General features: G+C 63.4%; 20 protein-coding genes. 13 read left to right on the top strand and 7 right to left on the bottom strand.

Annotated features, from left to right (window positions below):
- The first annotated feature begins 22 nt into the window (after positions 1-22).
- From mmuM to LRQ04_RS01520, 4 genes are all read left to right on the top strand, one after another.
- Positions 23-976: a homocysteine S-methyltransferase gene (gene mmuM, locus LRQ04_RS01535; protein ID WP_235517235.1), complete on the top strand. Its 954-nt coding sequence runs from the start codon at positions 23-25 to the stop codon at positions 974-976.
- A 152-nt stretch (positions 977-1,128) separates the two neighbouring features.
- Positions 1,129-2,274 (top strand): ABC transporter substrate-binding protein, encoded by a 1,146-nt coding sequence (locus tag LRQ04_RS01530; RefSeq protein ID WP_235517234.1) that lies wholly within the window; start codon positions 1,129-1,131, stop codon positions 2,272-2,274.
- A 95-nt stretch (positions 2,275-2,369) separates the two neighbouring features.
- A complete protein-coding gene (locus tag LRQ04_RS01525; protein WP_211712002.1) occupies positions 2,370-3,101 on the top strand; it encodes an ABC transporter ATP-binding protein in 732 nt (243 codons plus the stop codon).
- Positions 3,091-4,035: an ABC transporter permease gene (locus LRQ04_RS01520; protein ID WP_211712003.1), complete on the top strand. Its 945-nt coding sequence runs from the start codon at positions 3,091-3,093 to the stop codon at positions 4,033-4,035. The genes LRQ04_RS01525 and LRQ04_RS01520 overlap by 11 nt, the downstream gene beginning before the upstream one ends.
- 88 nt (positions 4,036-4,123) lie before the next feature.
- Here the strand turns inward: LRQ04_RS01520 and LRQ04_RS01515 are convergent, their stop codons facing one another.
- On the bottom strand, positions 4,124-4,744 hold the full coding sequence (locus LRQ04_RS01515) for a DUF305 domain-containing protein (protein ID WP_235517233.1): 621 nt from the start codon (positions 4,742-4,744) through the stop codon (positions 4,124-4,126).
- Between the two features lie 704 nt (positions 4,745-5,448).
- Here LRQ04_RS01515 and LRQ04_RS01510 point away from each other — a divergent pair.
- Positions 5,449-6,006, top strand: a complete 558-nt coding sequence (locus tag LRQ04_RS01510; protein WP_235517232.1) for a dihydrofolate reductase family protein — start codon at positions 5,449-5,451, stop codon at positions 6,004-6,006.
- Positions 6,007-6,056: 50 nt separating this feature from the next.
- Here LRQ04_RS01510 and LRQ04_RS01505 read toward each other — a convergent pair whose 3' ends face one another.
- Entirely contained in the window at positions 6,057-6,476 is a 420-nt protein-coding gene (locus LRQ04_RS01505) for a hypothetical protein (RefSeq protein ID WP_235517231.1), read from the bottom strand.
- Positions 6,477-6,607: 131 nt separating this feature from the next.
- Positions 6,608-8,530 carry a hypothetical protein gene (locus LRQ04_RS01500; protein ID WP_235517230.1) on the bottom strand — a complete coding sequence of 641 codons (1,923 nt, stop codon included), beginning with the start codon at positions 8,528-8,530 and terminating at the stop codon, positions 6,608-6,610.
- A gap of 158 nt (positions 8,531-8,688) precedes the next feature.
- On the opposite strand from LRQ04_RS01500, the gene LRQ04_RS01495 reads away from it, so the two are divergent.
- The 6 genes from LRQ04_RS01495 (at position 8,689) to LRQ04_RS01470 (ending at position 15,914) form a co-directional block, all read left to right on the top strand.
- Positions 8,689-9,732, top strand: coding sequence for an LLM class flavin-dependent oxidoreductase (locus tag LRQ04_RS01495; RefSeq protein WP_235517229.1), 1,044 nt, complete (start codon positions 8,689-8,691; stop codon positions 9,730-9,732).
- A gap of 135 nt (positions 9,733-9,867) precedes the next feature.
- Complete coding sequence (locus LRQ04_RS01490; RefSeq protein WP_235517228.1) at positions 9,868-10,779, top strand: glutaminase; 912 nt, start codon at positions 9,868-9,870, stop codon at positions 10,777-10,779.
- A gap of 15 nt (positions 10,780-10,794) precedes the next feature.
- Complete coding sequence (locus LRQ04_RS01485) at positions 10,795-11,613, top strand: DNA alkylation repair protein (protein ID WP_235517227.1); 819 nt, start codon at positions 10,795-10,797, stop codon at positions 11,611-11,613.
- 90 nt (positions 11,614-11,703) lie between these two features.
- Positions 11,704-12,981 carry a uroporphyrinogen-III C-methyltransferase gene (gene cobA / locus LRQ04_RS01480; protein ID WP_235517226.1) on the top strand — a complete coding sequence of 426 codons (1,278 nt, stop codon included), beginning with the start codon at positions 11,704-11,706 and terminating at the stop codon, positions 12,979-12,981.
- Positions 12,982-13,001: 20 nt separating this feature from the next.
- A complete protein-coding gene (locus LRQ04_RS01475) occupies positions 13,002-14,468 on the top strand; it encodes an FAD-dependent oxidoreductase (RefSeq protein WP_235517225.1) in 1,467 nt (488 codons plus the stop codon).
- A gap of 81 nt (positions 14,469-14,549) precedes the next feature.
- The gene (locus tag LRQ04_RS01470) at positions 14,550-15,914 is read left to right on the top strand and encodes a rhodanese-like domain-containing protein (protein ID WP_235517224.1); all 1,365 of its coding nucleotides are present in this window, start codon (positions 14,550-14,552) and stop codon (positions 15,912-15,914) included.
- A gap of 3 nt (positions 15,915-15,917) precedes the next feature.
- Here LRQ04_RS01470 and LRQ04_RS01465 read toward each other — a convergent pair whose 3' ends face one another.
- From LRQ04_RS01465 to LRQ04_RS01455, 3 genes are all read right to left on the bottom strand, one after another.
- Positions 15,918-16,598, bottom strand: coding sequence for a FadR/GntR family transcriptional regulator (locus tag LRQ04_RS01465; protein ID WP_235517223.1), 681 nt, complete (start codon positions 16,596-16,598; stop codon positions 15,918-15,920).
- Positions 16,595-17,893, bottom strand: coding sequence for an MFS transporter (locus LRQ04_RS01460; RefSeq protein WP_235517222.1), 1,299 nt, complete (start codon positions 17,891-17,893; stop codon positions 16,595-16,597). Before LRQ04_RS01460 ends, LRQ04_RS01465 begins: the two co-directional genes overlap by 4 nt.
- Before the next feature lie 66 nt (positions 17,894-17,959).
- Complete coding sequence (locus LRQ04_RS01455) at positions 17,960-19,402, bottom strand: PucR family transcriptional regulator (RefSeq protein WP_235517221.1); 1,443 nt, start codon at positions 19,400-19,402, stop codon at positions 17,960-17,962.
- Between the two features lie 143 nt (positions 19,403-19,545).
- On the opposite strand from LRQ04_RS01455, the gene LRQ04_RS01450 reads away from it, so the two are divergent.
- Both LRQ04_RS01450 and gabT read left to right on the top strand, forming a co-directional pair.
- Positions 19,546-20,976, top strand: a complete 1,431-nt coding sequence (locus LRQ04_RS01450; protein WP_235517220.1) for a gamma-aminobutyraldehyde dehydrogenase — start codon at positions 19,546-19,548, stop codon at positions 20,974-20,976.
- A 56-nt stretch (positions 20,977-21,032) separates the two neighbouring features.
- On the top strand, positions 21,033-22,388 hold the full coding sequence (gabT, locus tag LRQ04_RS01445) for a 4-aminobutyrate--2-oxoglutarate transaminase (RefSeq protein WP_235517219.1): 1,356 nt from the start codon (positions 21,033-21,035) through the stop codon (positions 22,386-22,388).
- A 172-nt stretch (positions 22,389-22,560) separates the two neighbouring features.
- On the opposite strand, the gene LRQ04_RS01440 is transcribed toward gabT, so the two are convergent.
- Entirely contained in the window at positions 22,561-24,966 is a 2,406-nt protein-coding gene (locus LRQ04_RS01440) for a polysaccharide lyase 8 family protein (RefSeq protein ID WP_235517218.1), read from the bottom strand.
- Between the last annotated feature and the right edge of the window lie 56 nt (positions 24,967-25,022).

Genomic DNA, 25,022 nt, shown 5'->3' with positions numbered 1-25,022 from the left:
GTTTTCTTTTGGGGAAGGACCCATGCCACAGAACACCACGCTCAGCACGCATTTGGCCGCCGGCAAGGACCTGGTTCTGGACGGCGCGTTAGCCACGGAATTGGAAGCCCACGGCTGCGACCTGGAAGACGCCTTGTGGTCCGCCAAGGTCCTGCTGGAACAGCCGTACCTGATCAAGCAGGTCCACCGCGACTATTTCGACGCCGGTGCGTCCGTGGCCATTACAGCCAGCTACCAGGCCACTCCGCAGGGCTTTGCGCGGCGTGGGCTGTCCGTGGAGGAATCGTTGGAGCTGGTGGCGTTGAGTGTCCGGCTGGCCGACGAAGCCCGTCAGGAATACCTCGCAGCCAACCCCGGGTCCCGCCCGTTGCTGGTGGCCGGATCTGTTGGCCCCTACGGCGCGTACCTTGCCGATGGCTCCGAGTACCGCGGCGATTACACGCTTTCTGCCGCGGAATTCCGGGACTTCCACCGCCCCCGCATCGCCGCCCTCGTGGAAGCTGGCGCGGACTTCCTGGCCTGCGAAACACTGCCGTCGTTCGCCGAAGCTGAGGCGCTGTTGGCGCTCGTGGCGGAGTTCGGCGTCGAATCCTGGTTCACTTTTACGCTGCGGGACAGCGGACATATAAGTGATGGGACGCCGGTTGCAGACGTGGCTGCGCTGCTCCGCGCGGAACCGCGGGTCGCCGCCGTCGGGGTCAATTGCGTGCCGTTGGAGCTGGTGACCCCAGCACTGGAGTCCCTCCAGGCTGTGAGCGACAAAGCCCTGGTGGCCTACCCGAATTCGGGGGAGACCTACGACGCCGTGACCAAAACATGGGGTCCGGCTGTGGGTGTTCAGGGGAGCGGAACACTGGCCGGCGCCGCTGCAGATTGGCACGACAGGGGAGCCCGTCTCATAGGTGGATGCTGCCGCACAACTCCGCGTGACATTGAAGGCCTCGTGGCCAATATGACGCCACGTGAACCTGCGTGAACCTTGATTTCTACGGGATTGAAGCCGAAATATGACAGTCCCTACTGTGAAGGCATGACCTCTCCGGAATGGTCCTTGCTTGCCCTCGACGGGCGATGTCACGGGGCCTGATCTTCGCCCCACTCGCATCCCGAATCTCCGAAGGACCCCTCATGTCGAACAACCCCGAGTCACCCAACACCGGTACCACCCGCATCGTCGCGGGTGAGACCGCCAAGCCCAAGCGCCGCCGCACCGTTGAGATCGCACTGGCCGTCGGCCTGGTGCTGCTCATCGGCGCAGGCGCCGCAGTTGCTTCCGCTGTTTCGCAGAACAACAACCAAGCCGCCCCGGCCCCCGCCACGACGCCCGCCGCCGAACTCAAGCTCGGCTACTTCAGCAACGTCACCCACGGTCCGGCCCTGGTGGGAATCAGCAAGGGCATCATCGCCAAGGAACTGGGCGATACCAAGCTCAGCACCCAGGTCTTCAACGCCGGTCCCGCCGCTATCGAAGCCCTGAACGCCGGCGCCATCGACGCCACGTACATCGGCCCGAACCCGGCCATCAACTCCTTCGTCAAGAGCAAGGGTGAGTCCATCAGCATCATCGCCGGGGCGGCTTCCGGCGGTGCCCAGCTGGTGGTCAAGCCGGAGATCAACTCCGCTGCCGACCTCAAGGGCAAAATCCTCAGCTCGCCGCAGCTCGGCGGCACGCAGGACGTAGCACTCCGCGCCTGGCTGGGCGCGCAGGGTTTCAAGACCAACGTTGACGGCAGCGGTGATGTGAACATCAACCCCACCGAAAACGCCCAGTCGCTGAAGCTCTTCCAGGACGGAAAGCTCGACGGCGCGTGGTTGCCTGAGCCGTGGGCGTCCCGCTTGGTCCTCGAAGCCGGAGCGAAGGTCCTCGTTGACGAAAAGGACCTGTGGGAGAAGGGCGACTTCACCACGACCATCCTGATCGTGAACAAGAAGTTCGCTGCAGAACACCCTGAAACTGTGAAGGCACTGCTCAAGGGCCACGTGGAATCCGTGAACTGGCTCAACTCCGCCTCAGCGGCAGACAAGGCAACCACCATCAACGCTGTCCTGAAGGACACGGCCGGCAAACCGCTTCCGGCCAACGTGATTGAGCGGGCGCTGCAGAACATCAAGTTCACCACCGACCCGCTGGCCGGAACGTACAAGAAGCTCCTGGATGACGGCGTGAAGGCCGGAACCACCAAGCAGGCCGACATTAACGGCATCTTCGACCTCCGCACCTTGAACGAGGTTGAAGGCAAGAAGACCTCGGCTGCAGGTCTCGGCCAGGACTAAGCAGTAACAGGCTGGTCCGCTTCCCTCCCCTTGGGCGGGAAGCGGGCCGGCCTTCAGCCACATCAGCTCTACCAATCAACATGAAGGACGGGACCATGCCAGTCGTACTCGAGAACTTGGGCAAGCGCTTCGGCGACGGCGCTCCGGTGCTGGACGACGTCAACGCCACCATCGCCCAAGGCGAGTTCGTGGCCCTCCTCGGCGCTTCCGGCTGCGGCAAGTCCACCCTGCTGAACATCATGGCGGGACTGGAAAAGCCGACGTCGGGCGCCCTCGAAGTCCCCAGCGACGGCGCCGCCTTCATGTTCCAGGACGCGTCCCTCTTTCCGTGGTTGACCGCCCGCGGCAACATCGAACTCGCGCTGCAACTGGCCGACAAGTCCAGCACCAAGGCGAGCCGGCGTGCCCGCGCCACGGAGCTGCTCGACCTGGTTCACCTGGGCGGCGCCGGCGACAAGCGCCCGCACGAACTTTCCGGTGGCATGAGGCAGCGCGTGGCGTTGGCCCGTTCCCTGGCCCAGGACCGGCAGCTGCTGCTGATGGACGAGCCCTTTGCTGCCCTCGATGCCATCACCCGCGACCTCCTGCACGATGAGCTGGAACGGATCTGGAAGGAAACCGGCCGGACCATCGTGTTCGTGACGCACAACGTCCGCGAAGCCGTGCGACTGGGCCAGCGCGTGCTGCTTTTGTCCTCCCGCCCCGGCCGTGTGGTGGCCGAGTGGGAGGTCACCGAGGAACACCGTACCGATGCCGGTCGCGCTGGGGAACTGACCGGAGTAATTACCCGCCGCCTTCGCGAGGAGATCCGCCGCCATGCCAAGTAACCCCCTCACCACCGAAGAGCGCACCCTTCCCGTGACCGAATCCAAAGAGCACATCACTTCGCCACTGCTGAAAGGCAACGCCTCGGAGCTCCGCGACCTTGAAGCCGGTCTGGACAATCTGCAGTCGGACAATGGCCGGAAGCGGGGCATCGAGTGGAAGCGGGTGTTGCTGCCCGTCGCCGCGTTGGTGGTCCTGATCCTGGCGTGGCAGCTCTACGTTTCCTTGGAGTTCAAGCGGCGCGACCTCGTGCCCGGGCCCCTTGACGTACTCACCCAGTTCGTGACGATGTGGGGAGAAGGCAAAGTCCAGGAAGCGGTGTGGACTTCGCTGCAGCGTGGTGTCATCGGCTTCCTGATCTCGGTGGTCATCGCGACCCCCGTTGGTCTTTTGCTCGCCCAGGTAGCTCCTTTGCGCCGCGCGTTCGGGCCGCTCATTTCCGGGTTGCAGGTCCTCCCGTCCGTGGCGTGGGTTCCGGCCGCCATCATCTGGTTCGGCCTGACCGATGCCACCGTCTACTTCGTGGTGTTCATGGGTGCCATCCCGTCCATCATCAACGGCCTCATCTCCGGTGTGGACCAGATCCCGCCCCAGTACCGGAGCGTCGGAACGGTGCTTGGCGCCAACCGGCTCCAGATGGCGTTGCAGATTGTGCTGCCCGCAGCACTTCCCGGCTACATCAGTGGTCTGAAGCAGGGCTGGGCTTTCTCCTGGCGCTCCCTCATGGCCGCCGAGATCATCGCGGTGGGCGGCACCATTGGCTTCGGGCTGGGCTCACTGTTGGATCAGGGCCGGCTGTTGTCTGACATGACCATCGTGATGTCCGCGATCCTGCTCATTCTGTTCGTAGGCATCCTGATTGAGCTCCTGGTGTTCGGGCCGATCGAGAAGCGCCTCCTGCAGCGCCGGGGTTTGCTGGCGGGCAGTTCCCGCTAGGGTTCCTTTGGTCGGCGCACCCGGCCTGAACGCAAGGGCCCGACGGCGACCTACCGCCGTCGGGCCCTTGCGTTACGTTGGCGTGAGGCTAGAGTCCAGCCAGGAGATCCTTCATTTCCTGGATCTCGTCCTCCTGCGAGGCCACAATATCCTTGCTGAGCTGGACGGCCTCAGGATTCTGACCCTGGCTGGTTTCGGTTTTGGCCATGGTCACGGCACCTTCGTGATGCGCAATCATCTGCGTCAGGAAAAGTTTGGCAGCTTCTGTGCCCTGTGCCGCTTCGAGTTTTTGCAGGTCGGCGTCGCTCATCATGCCGTCCATGCTGTGGGAGCTGTGATCGCCGGCTGCCATGGTGGCCGATTCATTCCAGCTTGCAAGCCACCCGGTCATTTTCTCGATCTCGGGGGCCTGCGCGGCCCTGATCCTGGTTGCCAGCTCCGTTACGGCCGCCGGGATGTCCTGCTTGGACAGCATCGCGTCGGACATTTCCACGGCTTGGGCATGATGGGGAATCATCATCTGCGCGAACATCGTATCCGCCGCGTTGTGGACCGGATCCGTGCTGCCCGCCGACGGGTTTGCCGATGCACTGGAGGTGCCGTGATCCATGCCCGGCATCGAGCCCGAGCCGGAATTGGATCCGCAGCCGGCCAGTGCGAGCAGGGTTGCCAAAGCGGTTCCCGTGACAATGTAGCGTGTTTTGTTCATCAGTGATTGGTCCTTTGCCAATTCAGGCGGCACCATCGTCTGCCGCCAAGGGTAAGCAGTTGGGCGCCCGGAGCCATAGGGGTCCGGGATGTGGCGAAGGGCTCGCATGTCGGCGGCCCGTTCCAGTGCTTACGTCCTGCTGATGCTGAGTTGCCCGGGCGTGGGCTGGACTGGTCGGTAGGACCAGGATGGCAATGGATCTTGGTACCCGGTGGCAGTGAGAGTGTACGTAGCCGCGCTTGCTGGGAGAGGCGCAACCAAGGAACCGGTTTTTAGCGACGGTGTGCAGGTGGCACCTACCGCCTCAGCGCAGGAACAGCTTCCGGACGTGCACTGTTCGACTTCCGCAGGATGACCTGCAGGGAGGGGTTTCGAAGTGTCGTGCACATGATGGGAAGTGACCTGCCCGTGAAGGGTGATCGTGTCAGTGGCTATAGGCGTAGCCGAATGTTCCCCATGGGATCCGCTGATCACATGCATTCCGAACAAGCCCGCAATGATCGCAGCTACGAGCATCAAGAGCGATCCTCGTCTGAGAAGGGGCGATGAAACCCGCGACGGTGACCCGCTCACGCGCACTCCTCCTTTGCGGTCCATACGCGACACTATACCCCTGGAGGGTATCGGCCTTTGCAACGCAAGGACAAGCACACTACTGCGGCAATTCCGCTGCGCTAACGCCGGCAACGGCCTAGAATCGGCGAATGGGCCTTCTCACGTTCAGCATCAACGTCACTCTGGATGGCTGCGTCGACCACCGGGAGGGGATCGCAGATGATGAGACCCACGCCCACTTCACACGCCTTTTGGATCAGAGCGGTGCGATGCTCTGGGGACGCACCACTTACGAAATGATGGAGGAGTACTGGCCCTTGGTGGCCCGGGGCGAGGTAGAAGCGCCGCCAGCCCTTCGTGAGTGGGCGATTACCTTGGAGGGGAAACCTAAGTACGTCGTTTCCACAACGCGGAGCGACTTCCCCTGGACCAACAGTCATCGGCTGGTGGGCGAACTGGGTACGGCCGTTCAGGAACTCAAGGACAGGACTCCCAAGGGGGTACTTATCGGCAGCGGGAAACTAGCAACAGAGCTGGACCGACTGGGCTTGATCGACGAGTACAAATTTCTCATCCACCCCATGATCACCGGCCACGGACCAACGCTGTACCAAGGCGGGCTGCCCAGCACCCGGCATCTTGAGCTGATTTCGGCCGAGCCGCTCAGTAACGGCGCGGTAGCCACGCATTATCGCCGGGCTGCTTGACGATTGTGGAGGCAACGTGAAAACGCCGAACCACTCTCATGAGCTCTGGTTTAGAAGTCCCCGCCCGGGTAGATGCCCTCGGGCAAAGTGAAGCACGGCGAGCCCGAATCGATGTCAATCTGGTTTGGGGCTAGGCCTTCGGCGACAATGTAGTTCTCCCCGCCTCCGCTGCGAGCGATTATTTGGACTTCATAGGAACCCCTGATGTCAAGCCTGTTCCTGACTCCAAAGAGGCCGCTCTGATAGTGGGCTTCTATGTCCTTCACGATCGGCTCAATGTTCGTTCCTTCGGCAACCGTGATGGTCGTGGAACCATTCCAGTTGTGTTGGGTTTTGTTGCAAGACAGAAGCATGCCCTTCTTCTTCTGATCGATCGAGATAACAGCGTCTTTTGGGATCAGAGCGGCAAGCTCCAGTTCCATTGCTTGGGCCTGGGTCTTAGCTTCCTGCCAGGTCAGTTCAGCTTTCATCGGTTCCTCCTGTGTTTTGGTCGCAGTTGGCACAGGTAACTCTGTCGAACCCGCGTTGGGTAGCCCGGCGCAACCCGCGAGCCCGATCGAACCCGTCAATAGCAACAACGCCATGGCACCGTGTCGCGCCCTCATCGAGCCACAATTCCGCGCATGTCTTTGAGTACTTGCTTGTTGTCCTCGCTGTTGGTGGCGATGAGGTTGTGATTTTCCATGAGGATGTTCCCTTCTTCGAGGGTGTTGATCGCACCGTTGATTTTGTCGTCGTCGGGGCCGCGGTAGTAGTGCTGTTCGAACTCATCGCGATAGATCGGGTTGTTTCCATCCCACACCAGCCCTTTATTCGTGATGAGGTTGGGAACTACCTGACCTTGGACGAGCAGATCATAGTAGTACAGGTTCGAATATTCCGTGGTCGGCTGTGGTTTCCAGTCCGGGAGCATGCCGGCCCCGGCGAGGGAGACCACCTTGTCGTATCGGGCCCCGGCGACTTCGGAGCTGGTGAGGTTTGCCAGGCCCCAGCTGTGCCCGATGCCGGTTTGTTCGGCACCGTTCAGGTAGGGATCAGTGCGCATCCCGGCCTCGAACGATGCCAGTTGCTGGCCGGACGTGCGTGCGAGTTTTTCATCGTTCGCCTCACCGATTCTCGCCATGTTGGGACCGCCGGCGGTGTCCTCCTCTCCGGGGAACCGCCCATCCTTATACACGAACGCCACCGTCCCCGGCACTTTGCTAGTGAGATATGTCGAGACCTGCTGTACCCCGCCTTCGTAGAAGATGTCCATCCCGGTGAAGGTTCCTGGGACGTAGGTGATCACGTGCCGTGTGTCGGAACCCGGAGTGCCGATCATTTCCACAATCCTGGACCGGTCCCGGTCATAGAGGTAAAGCTGTACCTCCCCGGCTACCACCTGCTTAAGATATGCCACCTCATTTTGCAGCATCTTTGTTCGGTTCGGGTCGTGGTGGCTTTGCCCGACCTCGGACAACTTCCGGGCTGTTTCCAGGTCTTTCTCTGCCGCGCGAAGCACGCTTGGCGCGTTCAACTGGTTCGCGCGGACCCTGGCCAGTGCGGGCATCCCGTCCAAAGCGCCGAACACGGACGGAGCAGCAGCCAACAGCAACTCCTGCACCCGCGAAAACCCGGGCACGCCCATGACGGTGCCGGCCCGAGGGTTCATTCCGGCCCACCAAGTCCCGATTTTCGATGGCTCGATGCCTTGCAGGGCCTGCTTCCATCCAGGCATTGTGGCCAACGCCTTCACGTCCGCCTCGGTGGCACTGGACAAGTAGCTCAGCAGCGCCGCGCCCGACAACGACATCGGTGCCGTGGCAAGCACAAGAAGGCCGTTCGATACCGTCACCTGGCCAACGTCCCCGCCGCCACCGGCAGCGCGGAACGTCGACGCGATGTCGGAAAGCCGGCTCGCGTCCTGATGGTTGTCTTCGAGGAACCGTCGTAGCCCGCCACGGACAGCGTGGAGGTCAGAGTGCACCCACGAGCACTTCTCCTCGAAATCGGACACAGCTGCACTGACTTTGTCAGCGGAAGCTCGGTCTGAGTCGTCGTGGATCCTGAAGGTCGACACTGCCGAGTCCAAGGTTTCCGGATCAGCGGAACTCGCCCCAGCAGTGCTTCCGCTCGCCCAGATACGCAACCCTTGCCGGGCCGTCTCCACGCTCACCACCGGGCGGTCAGTTTCCGCCGTCGACGGGCGGGGCCCTACATCCACCCCAAAACCGCCGCCAGCACGAGCCCAGCCGGAGGCGAGCGCCCACTCGGTCACGTCATCCAAGCGACGCTGCTCAACCTCGGCCGCGTTCTTCGCGTCCTGGACCTGACGGGCAACATCTTCCAACATATGGACCAGCTCGGACCGGGCCGCCCTTTCAGAGGCAACGTTTTCCCGGAAGCAGTCTGCGAACACGCCCCGAAATTCCGTGAGAGCAGCAGTCGAGGCCGATTCCCGTCCGCCACGTTGATCCTGCAACGCACGCGCTGCGTCCCGACATGCGGCGATCAGGCGATCAGCAGCATGAGCATCGAATTCCATAAAAACTCCATCGAATAGATAAAGCGTCCCCGACGCCTACTCTACCTAATCCCGCGGATCTATTTGCACAGGTAACGCGAAGTGACGGACTCGGGACCATGAGGGCGCGTACACCGTGCCAGTGGAATTTCCCCGGACCGTGAAGAGTTGTCCCGAACATGCACAACAAACGGATCGGTTTCCTCTCCTTCGGACACTGGGCCCGCGTCCCGGGTTCCCTCGTGCCAACGGCTGGGGAAGCCCTGAAACAGGGCATTGAACTCGCTGTGGCCGCTGAGGAACTGGGCATCGACGGAGCCTTTTTCCGGGTGCACCACTTCGCGAGGCAGCAAGCATCGCCCTTTCCACTGCTGAGCGCTATTGCGGCGCGGACCAGCCGGATCGAGATGGGCACCGGCGTCATCGATATGCGCTACGAAAACCCGCTCTACATGGCTGAGGAGGCAGCAGCCACAGACCTCATCAGTGACGGCAGGCTGCAACTCGGCGTGAGCCGTGGTTCACCCGAACCCGCGCGGAACGGTGCAGCGAACTTCGGCTACGTTCCCGGAGACGGCGAGGACGGTGGTGACATGGCCCGCCGCCACACTGCCCTGTTCCGGAAAGCAATCACCGGGCACGGCGTGGCCGAAGCGGACCCACAGTACGCTGGCGGGGCCACAGGTCTGCTTCCCATCCAGCCCCAGTCACCCGGCCTTCCGCAGCGGATCTGGTGGGGTGCAGGAACCCGGAAGACCGCTGTCTGGGCGGCTGAGCAGGGGATGAACCTCATGAGTTCCACCCTCCTTACCGAGGACACAGGTGTTCCCTTCGATGAACTGCAGGCCGAGCAGATCAGCCTTTTCCGCGAAGCCTGGGCGGCCGCCGGGCACGACTTTGAGCCACGGATCTCCGTTAGCCGAAGCGTGATTCCGATCGTCGACAGCCAAGACAACCACTATTTCGGCCTCCGCGCCCAAGCGGACAGCCAGGACCAAGTAGGAATTCTCGACGGCGCGTTGTCCCGTTTCGGAAAGAGCTACATCGGCGAGCCCGATCAATTGGCAGACGAACTGGCGAAGGACGCAGCCGTGCAAGCAGCCGACACGGTCCTGCTCACAGTTCCCAACCAGCTTGGCGTCAACTACAACGCCAAGCTGCTGGGCAACGTGGCCAGGTACATCGCCCCCGCGTTCGGATGGAGTGCCAACAAGCCGGTGTAACGTGGCCGCGGGTGGAGGGCCAGAAAAGTGAAAGGCCGGTACTCTTGCTAGCTGTGCCCAATTGCGCCAACAGCGCAGCAGCACGTGCTTGCCCCTTCAACGGCGAAGGGGCAAGGCAGAGAGCAAAGGTTGCCCATGGACATTCAGAACCTCCTCGACGACATCGTCGGAGCAGTTCAACCGCATATCGGCCAAGGAAATGTGGCTGACTACATCCCCCAACTCGGTGCTGTTGACCCGTATCAATTCGGGATCTCGGTAGTTACCCGCGACGGTGAAGTCTTCTCGGCGGGTGATGCGCACGTGGAGTTCTCCATTCAAAGCATCTCCAAAGTGTTCGCCCTCGCCCTTGTGCTGGCTTCCGACGGTGACCACATCTGGAAGAGGGTCTTCCGCGAACCGTCGGGCAATCCGTTCAACTCCTTGGTTCAGCTGGAGAGCGAGGAAGGCATTCCCCGCAACCCCTTCATCAACGCCGGTGCAATAGTGGTGACGGACCGGCTCCTGAGCCTGACCGGCAATGCAGCGCACGCCGTGCGGGACCTGATGCGGCAGGAAACCACCAAGGAAAGTATCGACACCGATGAGCGTGTTGCCGGCTCGGAACTGGCCAATAGCCACCGCAACGCTTCCTTGGCCCACTTCCTTGCGAGCTGCGGAAACCTGGAGAATCCAGTCGAGGATGTCCTGGACTCGTACGCAAAGCAATGCGCGCTTGCCATGACCTGCGAGGATTTGGCGCTCGCCACCCGTTTCCTTGCCTCGAATGGCCTGGGCTCGGACGGAAACCTGCTGCTGTCTCCAGCCCAGACCAAGCGCATCAATGCCGTCATGCTGACCTGCGGAACCTACGACGCCGCGGGTGAGTTCGCCTACCGGGTCGGACTGCCAGGCAAGAGCGGGGTGGGCGGCGGAATCGTTGCCGTGGTTCCCAACAAGTGCTCCATCAGCGTGTGGAGTCCCGGCTTGGGAAGGTCCGGGAATTCGGTCGCGGGAGTAGCGGCACTGGACGAATTCACCACCCGCACTGGCTGGTCCGTGTTTTAGGCGCATGATGGAGGCATGACCCCCAAGGACGGAAAGGCCCCTAGAGACGGAAAGGCGCCCAAAGACGGAAAGGCCCGCAAGCCTGCCGCGCCCGCGCCGGGAACGCAGCCCACCGCCGTCGCGTTCTTGGAACGCCTGAAAATCCGTCAGTCGGACGTGGAGCAAGCTAAATACCAGCGGTATTTCAAGACCGGCAAGGGCGACTATGCCGAGGGCGATTTCTTCATGGGCGTGCGCATGGGTGAGGTTTTCACCCTGGCGAAGGAGTTCGCAGCCATGTCAATGGAGGACATCGAGCAGCTTCTGGAGCAGGATATCCACGAGGCCCGCGCCGGCGCCGTTAAAATTATGGCCCTGCAAACGCAGAAAAAGAAGACCACCGAAGAGCAGCGCCAACGCCTCTACGAGCTCTACTTACGGAAGCATGACCGGATCAATAACTGGGACCTGGTGGACCTTGGGGCAGGACGCGTGGTGGGTGGCTGGCTGATGGACAAGCCTCGTGACCCGCTCTACCAAATGGCTCGCTCGGAGAGCATGTGGGAGCGCAGGACGGCAATCGTAGCGACGTCTGCGTTCATCCGCGAGGGCCAGCTGGATGACACGTTCGCCATCGCCGAGGTCCTGCTGCACGACCCGGAGGACCTGATCCAGAAAGCCGTGGGCGGATGGATCCGTGACGCGGGTCGGAGCAGCCGCGAACGTCTTCTGGCTTTCCTAGACGAGCACGCAGCCACCATGCCGCGGACTACGCTTCGTTACGCGATCGAGCACCTCGGCAAGGAGCAACGGGCCTATTACCTGACCCTGAAAGACAGGGTTTTTCCGAACTAGAGCGGTAGATATGTGACGCCGGATTACCCAGCGTTACCGGGTGTTTCCGAGCCTTTGAAGCATATTACGAGCCCGCCCTACAGTTTTTTCATGGCAATACAGGACATTTACCCCACCGCGCTGCGGCTGCTCGGGCGCCCGGTGCTGGTGGTGGGCGGCGGACCCGTGGCTGAGCGCCGCGCCAAGGGACTGCTCGACGCCGGTGCAAAAGTCACCGTCGTCGCCCCCGTTGCCACCGAAAACCTTCACGGCCTGGCCGCTTCAGGGCTGCTCACCTTGGAGCAGCGCGAGTACGTAACGTCAGACCTCGACGGCGTCTGGTTCGTCCAGACGGCCACTGGCACTTCCGCTGTGGACACCCAAGTAGCGTCCGACGCCGAAGCGCAGCGCATCTGGTGCGTCAACGCCTCCGACCACGAAGCCTCAGCAGCGTGGACCCCCGCCGTAGCCGTGGTGGACGACGTCAAGATCGCCATCAACGCCGGGGGAGACCCGCGCCGCGCCATGGCTCTTCGAAATGCCGTTGCCACCGCCCTGGAAACAGGTGACCTTCCGCTGCGCCGTCACCGCAAACCGGACGCCTCCGGCACGGCTCCGGTTGGCTCCGTCGCCCTGGTGGGCGGCGGTCCCGGCGACTCCGGCCTCATCACAGTCCGTGGTCGGCGCCTCCTGGGCCAGGCCGACGTCGTGGTTGCCGACCGTCTTGGCCCACGCGAGCTGCTGAACGAACTGGCGCCGGATGTCCGTGTGATTGAGGTCGGCAAGACACCCGGCCACCATCCCGTCCCGCAGCTTGAGATCAACCGCATCCTCGTTGAGGAAGCCCTCAAGGGCAACCGAGTGGTCCGTCTTAAAGGCGGTGACCCCTACGTGCTGGGCCGAGGTGGCGAGGAAGCAGAATTCTGCCGGCAGAACGGCGTCGAGGTTGAAGTGGTGTCCGGCGTGACGTCGGCCATCTCGGTCCCGGCCGCAGCGGGCATTCCTGTCACGCACCGCGGACTGGCCAAAGGCTTCAGCGTGGTGACCGGCCACGAAGAGCTGTCCGAAGTCCCCGCACGCCCTGACCACACTGTGGTGTTGCTCATGGGAGTAGCACAATTGCGCGATTCCGCGGCTGCCCTGGCAGGCTCGGGTCTGCCTTTGGACACGCCAGTAGGTATCGTAGAGAACGGGTATTTGCCGGATCAGCGCGTCACCATCGGCACCTTGGGTACCATCGCGGACCAGGCGGAAGCCGTTGGCGTGGCCAACCCGGCAGTCATCGTGATCGGCGATGTTGTCCGTGTCAGCCCCTTTGCGCCGCAGCTTTTCAAGACCGCTGACTACAGCACCATCACCCCCAACCGTCCCCGCGTCCGCAGTAACTGAGAAGAAGAAGGAACACAGCCGTGTCAATTAGCACCCCCGTAGGTTCTGCGGACCGTCCGCTCCGCGTCGCCGTTATCGGTTCCGGCCCGGCCGGCGTGTACGCAGCGGACATCCTGACCAAGAGCGAAGCTGTCAAGAGCGGCGAACTCACCGTCAGCATCGATCTCTTTGACCGCTACCCGGCACCGTACGGCCTGATCCGCTACGGCGTCGCACCGGACCATCCCCGCATCAAGGGCATCGTCAACGCCCTGCACAAGGTGCTGGACCGCGGCGACATCCGTTTCTTCGGCAACGTGGACTACGGCACGGACATCTCCATCGAGGACCTCCGCAAGCACTACGACGCCATCATCTTCGCCACCGGCGCCATCAAGGACGCCGACCTCAACATTCCGGGCATCGAACTCGAGGGCTCCTTCGGCGGCGCCGACTTCGTGTCCTGGTTCGACGGACACCCGGACGTTCCCCGCGAATGGCCGCTGGAAGCCAAGGAAATTGCTGTCCTCGGCAACGGCAACGTGGCCCTGGACGTGGCCCGTGTCCTGTCCAAGCACGCCGATGACCTGCTGGTCACCGAAATCCCGGACAACGTTTACGCCGGCCTGAAGGCCTCCCCGGTCACCGACGTGCATGTCTTCGGCCGCCGCGGTCCGGCGCAGGTGAAGTTCACCCCTCTGGAACTGCGCGAACTCTCGCACTCCAAGGACGTTGACATCATCCTCTACGCCGAGGACTTCGAATTCGACGAAGAATCCGACCGCCAGATCCAGAGCAACAACCAGATCAAGACCATGGTTGGCACGCTCACCAACTGGATCGCCGAGCAGCCCGAGGACCTTTCCGAGCTCACGGCGTCCCGTCGCCTGCACCTGCACTTCCTGCACAGCCCGGTTGAGATCGTTGACTCCACCGAAACTCCGGGCAAGGTTGCCGGCATTAAGTTCGAGCGCACCGAGCTGGACGGCACGGGCAACGCCCGCGGCACCGGCGAGTTCATCGACTACCCCGTCCAGGCCGTCTACCGTGCCATCGGCTACTTCGGTTCCGCACTGCCGGACGTCGAGTTCGACCACAAGAAGGGCGTGATCACGAATGACGGCGGTCGTGTCCTGGACGCCGACGGCCAGCACGTCCCGGGCCTTTACGCTACGGGTTGGATCAAGCGCGGTCCGGTTGGCCTCATCGGCCACACCAAGGGCGATGCCCTGGAAACCGTCACCTATTTGCTGGAGGACCGCGAAAACCTGCCCGTCGCCGAGGTTCCTGCGGCAGACGCCGTCGTGGAACTGCTCGACGCCCGCGGCGTGAAGTTCACCAGCTGGGAAGGCTGGCTTGCGCTCGACGCGCACGAGCTCGCCCTCGGCGCCGCGGCTACCGAAGCCGGCGGTTCGCACGGTGTTGAGGTCAAGCGTGAGCGCATCAAGGTTGTGCCGCGCGAGGACATGGTCAACATCTCCCGCGACGGCGTCTCCGTAGACGTCTAAAGAACAACGCGGGGTCACTTAGGGCCGGTCCGGGGCTTCCGGATGGGCCCTAAGTGACCCCGCGTTGTTTTATGGTGGGGTATGGACGTCGTGGTCATCGAGACACCCCAGCTGGGGGACCGGAGCTACCTGGTGCATGATGGCACCGTGGCGTTGGTGATCGACCCCCAACGGGACATTGACCGGGTGGAAGCCGCCGCCACAGCTGCGGGCGTGCGGATCACGCATGTGGCCGAAACCCACCTCCACAATGACTACGTCACCGGCGGTTTGGTACTGGCTTTGAAACACGGCGCTGACTACCTGGTAAACGCCGAGGACCACGTCTCTTTCTTCCGCGTCCCGGTCACTGACGGCCAGGTCCTGCACATTGGCCGTTTGTCGGTAAGGGTCGTGGCGACCCCGGGCCACACCCACACGCACCTTTCGTACGTGGTGCGGGATGAAACGCACGACGGCGGCACGGAGGCCGTGTTTTCCGGCGGCAGCCTGCTCTACGGTTCAGTGGGGCGGACGGACCTGGTCTCGCCCCACGACACCGCTGCGTTGGCGCATGAGCAGTACGCATCGGTCCGGCGCCTGGCCTCCCAAACCAGCCCCGACGCGGCGTTGTACCCGACACACGGCTTCGGATCGTTTTGTTCCATAGGGCCCGCCAGCCACCAGGAAACGTCCACCATCTCCGAGCAAGCAGCGTCCAACCACGCGCTGACGGACGCCAATGAGGACCACTTCGTCGCAGAGCTGTTGGCAAACATCACGGCCTACCCGTCCTATTACGCCCACATGAGCCCACTGAATGCTGCCGGGGTAGGACCTGCGTCATTGGATGTGCCGGAGTCCGTGGACGCCGACGAGCTGGGGCGGCGCCTCAAGGCAGGGGAGTGGGTAGTAGACCTCAGGCATCGGGTGGCCTTCGCGGACAACCATCTTGAGGGCAGCGTGAGCTTCGAATACGGTCGCGGGGACAACTTCACCAGCTACATCGGCTGGGTGATCCCGTGGAACCAGCCGCTCACTTTACTGGGGCCGGGGGACGAGGTGGAACAGGCGATCCGTGATCTGGCGAGGATCGGCATCGAAAGTCCGGATGCCGCCGTCGGGCCTGAACCGGGCGCTTCGGCGCCTGACTCTCCGCAAGCCGCCTACCCCCACGGTAACTGGGATTTGATGCTCCGGGAGAGATTGGAGGACGACGTCGTATTGGACGTTCGGCGGCCCGAAGAATTCGCTGCGTCACATGTCGAAGGTGCCCTCAACATCCCCGTCTACGAGCTGCTTGGACAGCTGGCCGGGATTCCGGTGGCGAGGACCTGGGTGCATTGCGCCACGGGTTACCGCGCAAGTATTGCGGCCAGCCTGTTGGACCGGGCGGGCCGGAACGTGGTGCTGATTGATGCCAGGTTCAAGGACGCGGCCGGGGCGGGAATCGAAACGGTGCCTTAAGACTTACGGCTGGGCCTGGTCAGCGCAGAAGTCCAGGTTCCGATACACACTGCTCACCGCAGCGTCGGGATCGTGGGCTTCCAACGCATCCACCAACTCGTCATGCCCTTCCCGGGGAATGCCATTGAAGCCGCCCTTGCGCTGCTGGCGGAGGAGGTCGTTGTGGAAGACACCGCCGAACGAGACGTACAACTGGTGAAGCAGGGGGTTTCCGGAGGCCACGGCCACACGTTCGTGGAATTCCCAGTCGGCCGAGGCCCACGCGGGGTAGTCCTCGGCGAGCCACGCATCGTGACGACGGGCGAGGAGGCGGCGCATCTCTGCGATGTCCTCCGGTGTGGCATGCTTCGTGGCCAAACGGGCTGCCTGCGTGTCCAGGCCGAGCCGGACCTCCACAATGTGCTCTTGCGTGTGCTCCAAATACATCCGCTGGGCGGCGCCGGACATCTCGCTATTGGCCCGGACGTACGTGCCGTCGCCGCGACGGACTTCCAACATCCCGGAGTGCGCCAGGGCTTTGATGGCTTCACGAAGGGTGCCGCGGGAAACGCCCAGCGAGGCCATCAGCTCCGGTTCTGCAGGAATGCGTTCCTGCAGGGGCCACTCTCCGGACTTGATCATGTCACGCAGCTTGGCCGTGATTTCCTCGGCCAAGGCTGGGCGATGCGAAGGGGTCAGGGTCATGCTGTCCTCGGTCCGGTCTTGGTGGCAGTGCGCTTGCTGGTGAGCATGTGGCAGGTAACCATGAGTGCCACTGCCACGATCGACAGCAGGCTCAGAGGCAGCACCCAGCCGCCGGTGGCGCTGTGGAGGAGTCCCATGCCAAAGGGGCCAACTGCCGCAATCAAGTATCCCAGCGATTGGGCGATGGTGGAGAGGGCGGTGGTTTCCGCCGTCGAACGTCCGCTGCGGCTGATGATCACCAGGACCAACGGGAAGATGCCCAGGCCGAAACCGAACAGCACAGCCGGCACGACTGCCAAGGATGTGGGCAACCAGATCATGGCGGCGATGGCCAACAGCGTGGAGCTGCTGGCGAGGTACAGTGCGGGGCGCAGCATGCCCGGCCGGGAGCCGAACGCGAGCAGGATCATGCCAGCAGCGACGGAGACGAGCTGCATGACGCCGAACTGCAGGCCGCTTTCGGAAGCGCTGAGGCCCTGTGAGGTCAGGATGTAGGCGAACCAGCTCATCACGGCGTAGGCAAGGAAGGCCTGGAACGTGAAGATCGCGGTGATCAGGATACCGAGGCGGGTGCGCAGGAGCGGCCACATGGAGACGCGGGCGCGCTCGGTCCTGGTGCTGTTGCGGTGCGTGTGCAGGACCATGGGCAGGAAGCCCAGGAGCGCGGCAACGCCCAGCAGGCCCCAAGCGGCCAGGCCCATCGAGGGAGAGCCGAGCTGTTGGGACAGGGGGACGCTGACCGCTGCGGCGAAGGTGGCCCCGCCTGACATGGTGAAGGTGTAGAGGCCGGTCATCATGGAGGTGCGCTCGGAGTAGTGCTCCCGGATGAACGACGGCATGGCCACGTTGCAGACGGCCAGGCCGGACATTGCCAGCACCGTTCCACCCAGCAGGGCCCCGGTCGCGGGAATACCCCGCACCAGCAAGCCAGCGGCGAGCAGTGCCAATGCGATGGCGATGGCCTTCTCGACACCTACGCGGCGCGTCAGCCACGATGTTCCCATTCCGGCGACAGCGAAGCAGAGCAACGGGATGGACGGCAGGATGGACGCCACCAGTGCGCCGTACCCCAGGACCTGCTGGAGATCGTGGAACAAGGCGGCGGCGCTGGTAATACCGGCGCGAAGGTTCAGGCCGATGAGCACCACGGCGATAATGCCGACGACGGCGACGACGCGCGTCTTAGGAACTGCCTGGCTCGCCGAACTCACCGAAGACACCGAACCAGCAGCGTCAGTGGGGCAGGTCGTAGGGATATTTCCTGTCGTGGGAGTCAAAGGGGTCGTCGCAGCCATATCTAAAGGTTAGACGTTTGACGTCTAATGTCCACACTTCTGTGGCGAACCTCTCCGCCCTGGTGCCTACCTGGGGTTTCGAGAGCCCAGACGCTGGACCGCCAGCGCCAGCCACAACTGCACGCGATCCTGCGTTTGGGAGGGGTCGTAGCCGGTGAGTTCAGTGATCTGGGCCAGCCGGTAGCGGACGGTGTTCCGGTGCAGCGTCAGGGCTTCGGCGACGGCTGCGACCGAGCCGTTGTGGTTGAGGTAGCTCTCCAACGTGGCCACCAGCTCGGCTCCGTGGGCGGCATCGAACTTCCGGAGGGGAGTCAACGATTCGCTCGCCATATCGGCAAGGGGCACATCCTCGCTGGCGAGCAACAACGACGTCAGACTCAGCCGCTCGGGTTCGTTGACCGGCAAGCCGTGCGCCACGGCGTCGCGCGCCTCAAAGTAGCTCCAGCGCAAGCCGTTCGGCTTCGTGTAGGCGCCACCGATTCCAATCACTGCGTGGATGCCGGCTTCCTGCAGGTGATCGCTGAGGCTCTTGGCCAAGGCGGTGGCCGAACTGCCGTCGTCGCTGATGACCGTGACCAGGTCCTTCCCGACGACGGCGCTGACGCCGGCTTCCAGCGCTTGGGGGAGCGAGATGCTGACCAGTTGTTTGTGGTGCGCCGTGGACTCGGCAACCAGCACCACGTTCTTCCGTGTGCTGTTGATGCCTACCCCGGCCAAGCGCCGGGCCGCTTCAATGGTTTCCAAGGTGCCGTGAATGACGTCGTCCAGCACTTGACCCGCCATGGCCCGCTGCGACTGCCGCTGCTTGACCATGTTGTTGAGTTCCACGCTGATCAGGTTCTGCGCGTAACTCACAATCCCGGAGTCCACGAAAGGCTGCCGCAACCACAGCGTGCAGGCGTCCCTGCGGCCGGTGGGAATCGGGTACGACGCCCAGCCATCCGCCGTCGGCGCCGGTTTCCCAACCACGCTGTTGTAAAGCTGGGCACTGAACTGGGTGAGCACAACATCGGTGCGGAGCATGCTGCCCAACTGTTTGAGGAGTTCGTTGAGCCCGCCTCCGGTGAGGAGCGAGCGGGCCAGGATCTGGTGCCCGGCCAGGAGGCGTTCGAGGTTGGCATAGTGGTCGGCGGAGTGCGACTCGGCCACGAGTTTGCCGATGGCTATGAACGGGATCTCGTAGGGCACCTCCACCAGTGGCAGACCCCAACGGTTGGCCTCTGCGACCAGGGCCTCCGGGACGGACTCGTGGGTCAGGCCGATGCCGAAACCGATCCCGACGGCACCGGCGCGTTGGGCCTGCCGGACGAAACGACGTTGGTCCGCGGCGCTCTTGAGGCGCAATCCCGTGGTGAGGACCAGCTCGCCACCGCTCAGGAAGCGCTGTGGATCCTCGAGCTCCGTTACGGCGACCCAGCTGATGTCCTGGTTAATCGTGGTCTCTGCGAGGCCCGCCTGGCGGAGTTTGAGGGAGGGGACAGCGACGAGCGAAGCGAGGGACATTGCCATGGTTTAAGGGTAACCCGGCGCTGGGCAAGCGCACTAAGGGGAGGGTTCGTCTGTGTGCAGCTGACTATTCCTTGGACCCCCTGCCTGGCATAGGCTCTGATCAGCTAAATCCATGCCCAGACAGCGAAAGAGGGTTGCACGCCGTGGTTCAAACCTTGCAGAACTTCATCAATGGCGAATTCGTTACGCCGGCAGGTACGGGTCTCCTGGACATCGTCAATCCTGCCACCGGCGACATCGTTGCCAAGTCGCCCATTTCGGTCCAGGCCGACGTGGACGCCGCCATGACCGCAGCCAACGAAGCGTTCAAGTCCTGGAAGAAGGCCACCCCGGGCCAGCGCCAGCTCATGCTCCTCAAGCTCGCGGACGCAGTAGAGGCACACAGCGACGAACTCGTCGAAGCGCAGCACCGCAACACCGGCCAGGTCCGCTCCCTGATCGCCTCCGAGGAAATCGCGGCAGGCGCAGACCAGCTCCGCTTCTTCGCCGGTGCTGCACGCATCATGGAAGGCAAGTCCGCGGGCGAGTACTTCGAAGGCCACACTTCCTACGTGCGCCGCGAACCCATCGGCGTCGTGGCCCAGGTTGCGCCCTGGAACTACCCGTTCCTGATGGCCATCTGGAAGATCGGCCCCGCGCTTGCCGCCGGCAACACCGTGGTCCTCAAGCCCTCCGACACCACGCCGGAATCCACCCTGGTGCTGGCCCGCCTCGCAGGCGAGATCTTCCCTGCCGGCGTCCTCAACGTCGTCCTCGGCACTGGCGAGACCGGCGCCATGATGGTTGACCACAAGGTCCCCGGCCTGGTGTCCATCACCGGTTCCGTCCGCGCCGGCATCGCCGTCGCCAGCGGCGCAGCCAAGGGCCTCAAGCGTGCCCACCTGGAACTTGGCGGCAAGGCCCCGGCCATCGTCTTCAAGGATGCCGACATCAAGAAGAGCGCAGCGGCCATCGCCGAGTTCGCTTTCTTCAACGCCGGCCAGGACTGCACCGCCATCACCCGCGTGCTGATCGAGGACTCGGTCCACGACGACGTTGTGGCAGCCATGGTGGAGCACACCAAGACCCTGCACACCGGCTCGCAGAACGACGAAGACAACTACTTCGGCCCGCTCAACAACGTGAACCACTTCAACGCCGTGACCTCCGTGGTGGAGCACCTCCCGGAGAACTGCAAGATCGAAACCGGTGGCCACCGTGCAGGCGAGAAGGGCTTCTTCTTCGAGCCCACCATCATCTCCGGCGCCAAGCAGAGCGACGACATCGTGCAGAAGGAAACCTTCGGACCGGTCATCACCGTCCAGAAGTTCAGCACCGAAGAAGAAGCAATTGAAATGGCCAACGACGTCGAGTACGCCCTGGCTTCCAGCGTCTGGACCACCGACCACGGCACGGCCATGCGCATGAGCCGCGACCTGGACTTCGGTGCAGTCTGGATCAACACCCACATCCTCCTCACGGCAGAGATGCCGCACGGTGGCTTCAAGCAGTCCGGCTACGGCAAGGACCTCTCCATGTACGGCGTGGAGGACTACACGCGCATCAAGCACGTGATGTCTGCATTGGATGCATGACACAGCCGCGTAGCGCGTCCGCCCCACCCGTACGAATTTCCCAGAAAGGCAAACCCATGACCACCACCGCGAACGAGCTCTCGTACCGCATCGAGCAGAAGCGCAACATCAACGGCACTTTCCCCGGCCCCAAGTCGCAGGCACTTGCCGAGCGTCGCGCCGCCGTCGTTGCTGCTGGCGTTGCTTCAGGCGTTCCCGTCTACGTTGAAGACGCCGACGGCGGCATCATCCGCGACGTCGACGGCAACTCCTTCATCGACCTCGGCTCCGGCATCGCCGTGACCAGCGTCGGCGCGTCAGATCCCGCCGTCGTCGCCGCCGTCCAGGAAGCTGCCGCACACTTCACGCACACCTGCTTCATGGTGACCCCGTACGAGGGTTACGTTGCAGTCGCCGAGCAGCTTAACCGCCTGACTCCGGGCGACCACGCCAAGCGCACCGTGCTGTTCAACTCCGGCGCTGAAGCTGTGGAGAACGCCGTCAAGGTTGCACGTCTGGCCACCGGCCGCGACGCTGTGGTTGCTTTCGACCACGCCTACCACGGCCGCACCAACCTGACCATGGCACTGACTGCCAAGGCCATGCCGTACAAGACCAACTTCGGCCCGTTCGCGCCCGAGGTCTACCGCATGCCCATGAGCTACCCGTTCCGTGAAGAGAACCCGGAGATCACCGGTGCCGAGGCTGCCAAGCGCGCCATCACCGCGATCGAGAAGCAGATCGGTGGCGACCAGGTTGCCGCGATCATCATCGAGCCCATCCAGGGCGAGGGCGGCTTCATTGTTCCGGCCGAAGGCTTCCTGCCGGCACTGTCCGCATGGGCCAAGGAAAAGGGCATCGTGTTCATCGCCGATGAGGTCCAGTCCGGCTTCTGCCGCACGGGCGAATGGTTCGCCGTTGACCACGAAGGTGTTGTCCCGGACATCATCACCATGGCCAAGGGCATCGCCGGCGGCCTTCCGCTCTCGGCCATCACCGGCCGCGCGGACCTGCTCGACGCCGTTCACCCGGGCGGCCTCGGCGGCACCTACGGTGGCAACCCGGTAGCTTGTGCAGCAGCGCTGGCAGCCATCGACACCATGGAGCAGCACGACCTCAACGGCCGTGCCCGCCACATCGAAGAGCTGGCCCTGGGCAAGCTCCGCGAGCTGGCAGCTGAAGTTTCCGTGGTTGGCGACGTCCGTGGTCGCGGCGCCATGCTGGCCATCGAGCTCGTTCAGGCCGGCTCCAAGGAACCCAACCCCGAGCTCACCAAGGCTGTTGCGGCTGCCTGCCTCCAGGAAGGCGTCGTCATCCTGACCTGCGGCACCTACGGCAACGTCATCCGCCTGCTCCCGCCGCTGGTCATCAGCGACGAGCTGCTCATCGACGGCCTCGAGGTCCTCGCCGCAGCCATCAAGGCCCACGCGTAAGGGCTGTTTTCCAGCGCAAGAGGCGGGCCGGGGTTTTACTTCCCCCGCCCGCCTCTTTTGCGTTGCCAGGTTTCCGCGAGTTCGTGGGAACCGCGCGAGTTCGCTGTCCGGCTCCGGACGGTTTGGCACTCTTCCCACGATTTCGGCGCGGATTCACGACGGCGGTGCTTGCCTAGCTGCCCAGCGTCAGGTTCTTCTGGTGGCCGTGTCCGTCGAGCTGGACCTCGATGGTGTTGCCGGCAGTGAGCACAGCACCGGCATCCGCCTGGACCACGGTGTTCCACGAGCCGGGAAGCGTCACACGCACCGAAGCCTGCGTCCGTGACGGGTCGGCGACGGACAGTGTGAGCTTGTCACCGATCCTGTGTGCGGACACCGTGCACGGCCCGGATGCTGTGTATCCGCCCCCGGATGCTGCAGCGAAGAAGTTGGCCATGACCAGGCTGTCTTTGCCGGATTCGACCATCTGCACATCCGCCGAGTTGGCAAGAACTTTCACATCGGGGTTCCCCGACTGGGAGAACGTGGTCGAATGGTCGGCGGCAGGCAGGATCATGTAGGCGTAGCCCGATCCCGCAGGGTCAACGCCGTGGCGGTGCGTGATGGTCACATAGTCCCTGGTGACGGGATCCGTGCTTCCACCGGTGTCTGCACCTGAGTTGATGTCGAACCAGGTCCCTGTCCGGCGCACCACCGCAACGTCGGGAGCCCCGGAAACGCCCGGAGCATCAAGGAAGACGTACCCGCCGTGGCCTTCAAGATGCACGGACCGTTTCAAGACCACGGGCGCTTCCCCGGGCGCCATCCGCCGGTTCCTGGAGTCCGTCCGGACCGCCGGGGCGGAATCTGTGGCGAAGGACCTGTTCTCAATGGTGGTCCGCACCGCAGCTCCGCCCGTTCCCGTGATGCCTGCGCCGAGGCAGACCACAGCGTCATCCAGGAAAAACCACGACTTACGGCCGGACAGGGTCTTGTCGTGGTTGAGGTGGTCCATGCCGATGACGCCCCAGCGGCCGTCCACGGTAAGCCCGCCGGCAAAGGCCTGGAAGGCGCGGGGGATTCCGGTTCCTGCGGCCCCCGCCCCAGTGGCACGAACTTGGTCGTTAACGGTGGTGCCAGGAAGGGCATAGGGGTCCACAGTGGGCCAGAAATCAGCACTGAACTGGGACGGATCCTGCCGCGTGTACAGGAACGTCATGCCATCGCCCTGGTACCAGCCGAGGTTGTTCTCGCTGTTGCCCCACTCATAGCGTCCAATCCGCTTGGAGGACAGGTTTACCGTGCAGCCCCAGTCCGGACGGTGGTGGACCAACCTGTCCTGGTCGGCGAACATCCGGCTGTAGACGGGAGCCGGTGCGGCAACCACTGCGGAATCAGAAAGCACTCCGAGGGACAGCAACGACTTTGCCAGGCTCTGGGTAGGATGCCCGACGAGTTTCTGGTCCGCGCAGCGTTCCAGCCAGCCTTTCGCCAGAGCCAGGAAGCGGGAACGGTACGGCTCGTCGCAACCAGGCGCCAGGAGAAGGACCGCTGAGATGAGACCGAAGCCGCTGACGTAGTCGGGTTCGCGCTGGCGGGAGACTGCGCGTCCGCGGATGGTGTCCATGATCCGCCCATCCCAGACGAAGGGTGCGTAGGTGTCCTCCACGGCATCAAGGAGCACCGAACGTTTGGGATCGTTGACGGCCCAGTTGCTTCCCCCGAGCATCGCGATGATCTCGGCGATCCCAGCCAAAGCCACCACACCGTAGGTTCCTGCGTAGGGCAAATAGGAGTGCTGGACATAGGAGCCGTCCGCGTAGAAGCCGTCTCCGCTGGTGACGTAGGTGAAGACACTGTTGGTTCCGCCGCGGACTGTGTCGCTCAGAGCGTCCCTGCCCAGGGCGATCTCGTCCGGTTTGTTATCCAAAATCCCGCGCATGCAGCAGGCCAGCGACTTGTCCACGCGGTTGGCCCCGGTCTCCGCCAGGGAGGTAGCGCGGCCGCGCCAGTTCGGGTTGGGTGCGAACCAGCGGACAGCTGCCAACAGGGACGTCCGCAATGCTTCGGGAACTTCGGCATGAAGAAGCGTCAGTATGTCGACGGCTTTGCGCGGGACGCCGATCTCCCAGAACCACCAGTTGCCCGCTGCCTTGATGGACGGCTTGTACGCAGTGTCATTCAGGAGTTGCAAGCCGGCAACGATGTCAGCGGCCAGGTTCGCGTTGCCGGCCCAGGGATTGCCTGGGACTGCGTATCCGAGGGCCATGTCGTAGAGGCGGTTGAAGTGCAGGCCCATGTTTCCGGTTGCGGCCGTGGACTGCCCGATGCCAGTCAGCGGAATGTCGGCCCACAATGCTGTCCGGGAGGATGCCTTGTCCATGGAGGACCACCATTTTTCGGTGGTCTGGCCCATGCCTTCAAGCTGCGAGGCCAATTCCGGAATGCCCGCTGCGCTCTGTCCACCCGTGAGGACCAGCCGCCGTCGGTCGATGAGTTCCTGCAGCCCGGAAGCCGCAAAAGAAGGTCCAGCCTGGGAAAGCATGACGCCAGCAAGTGCGGCCGCCCCTCCGGCGCGGAAAAGGGTCCTGCGGCTCACTGGGGGTCCATTGAAGTTCAAAACTGCTCCGTTCAAACTGCTGGGTGCGGGGAGTG

The sequence above is a fragment of the Paenarthrobacter sp. AR 02 genome (assembly GCF_021538675.1).
Lineage (GTDB): Bacteria > Actinomycetota > Actinomycetes > Actinomycetales > Micrococcaceae > Arthrobacter.
The sequence above is the reverse complement of the archived record's forward strand: the minus strand, read 5'-3'. Positions and strand labels throughout refer to the sequence as shown.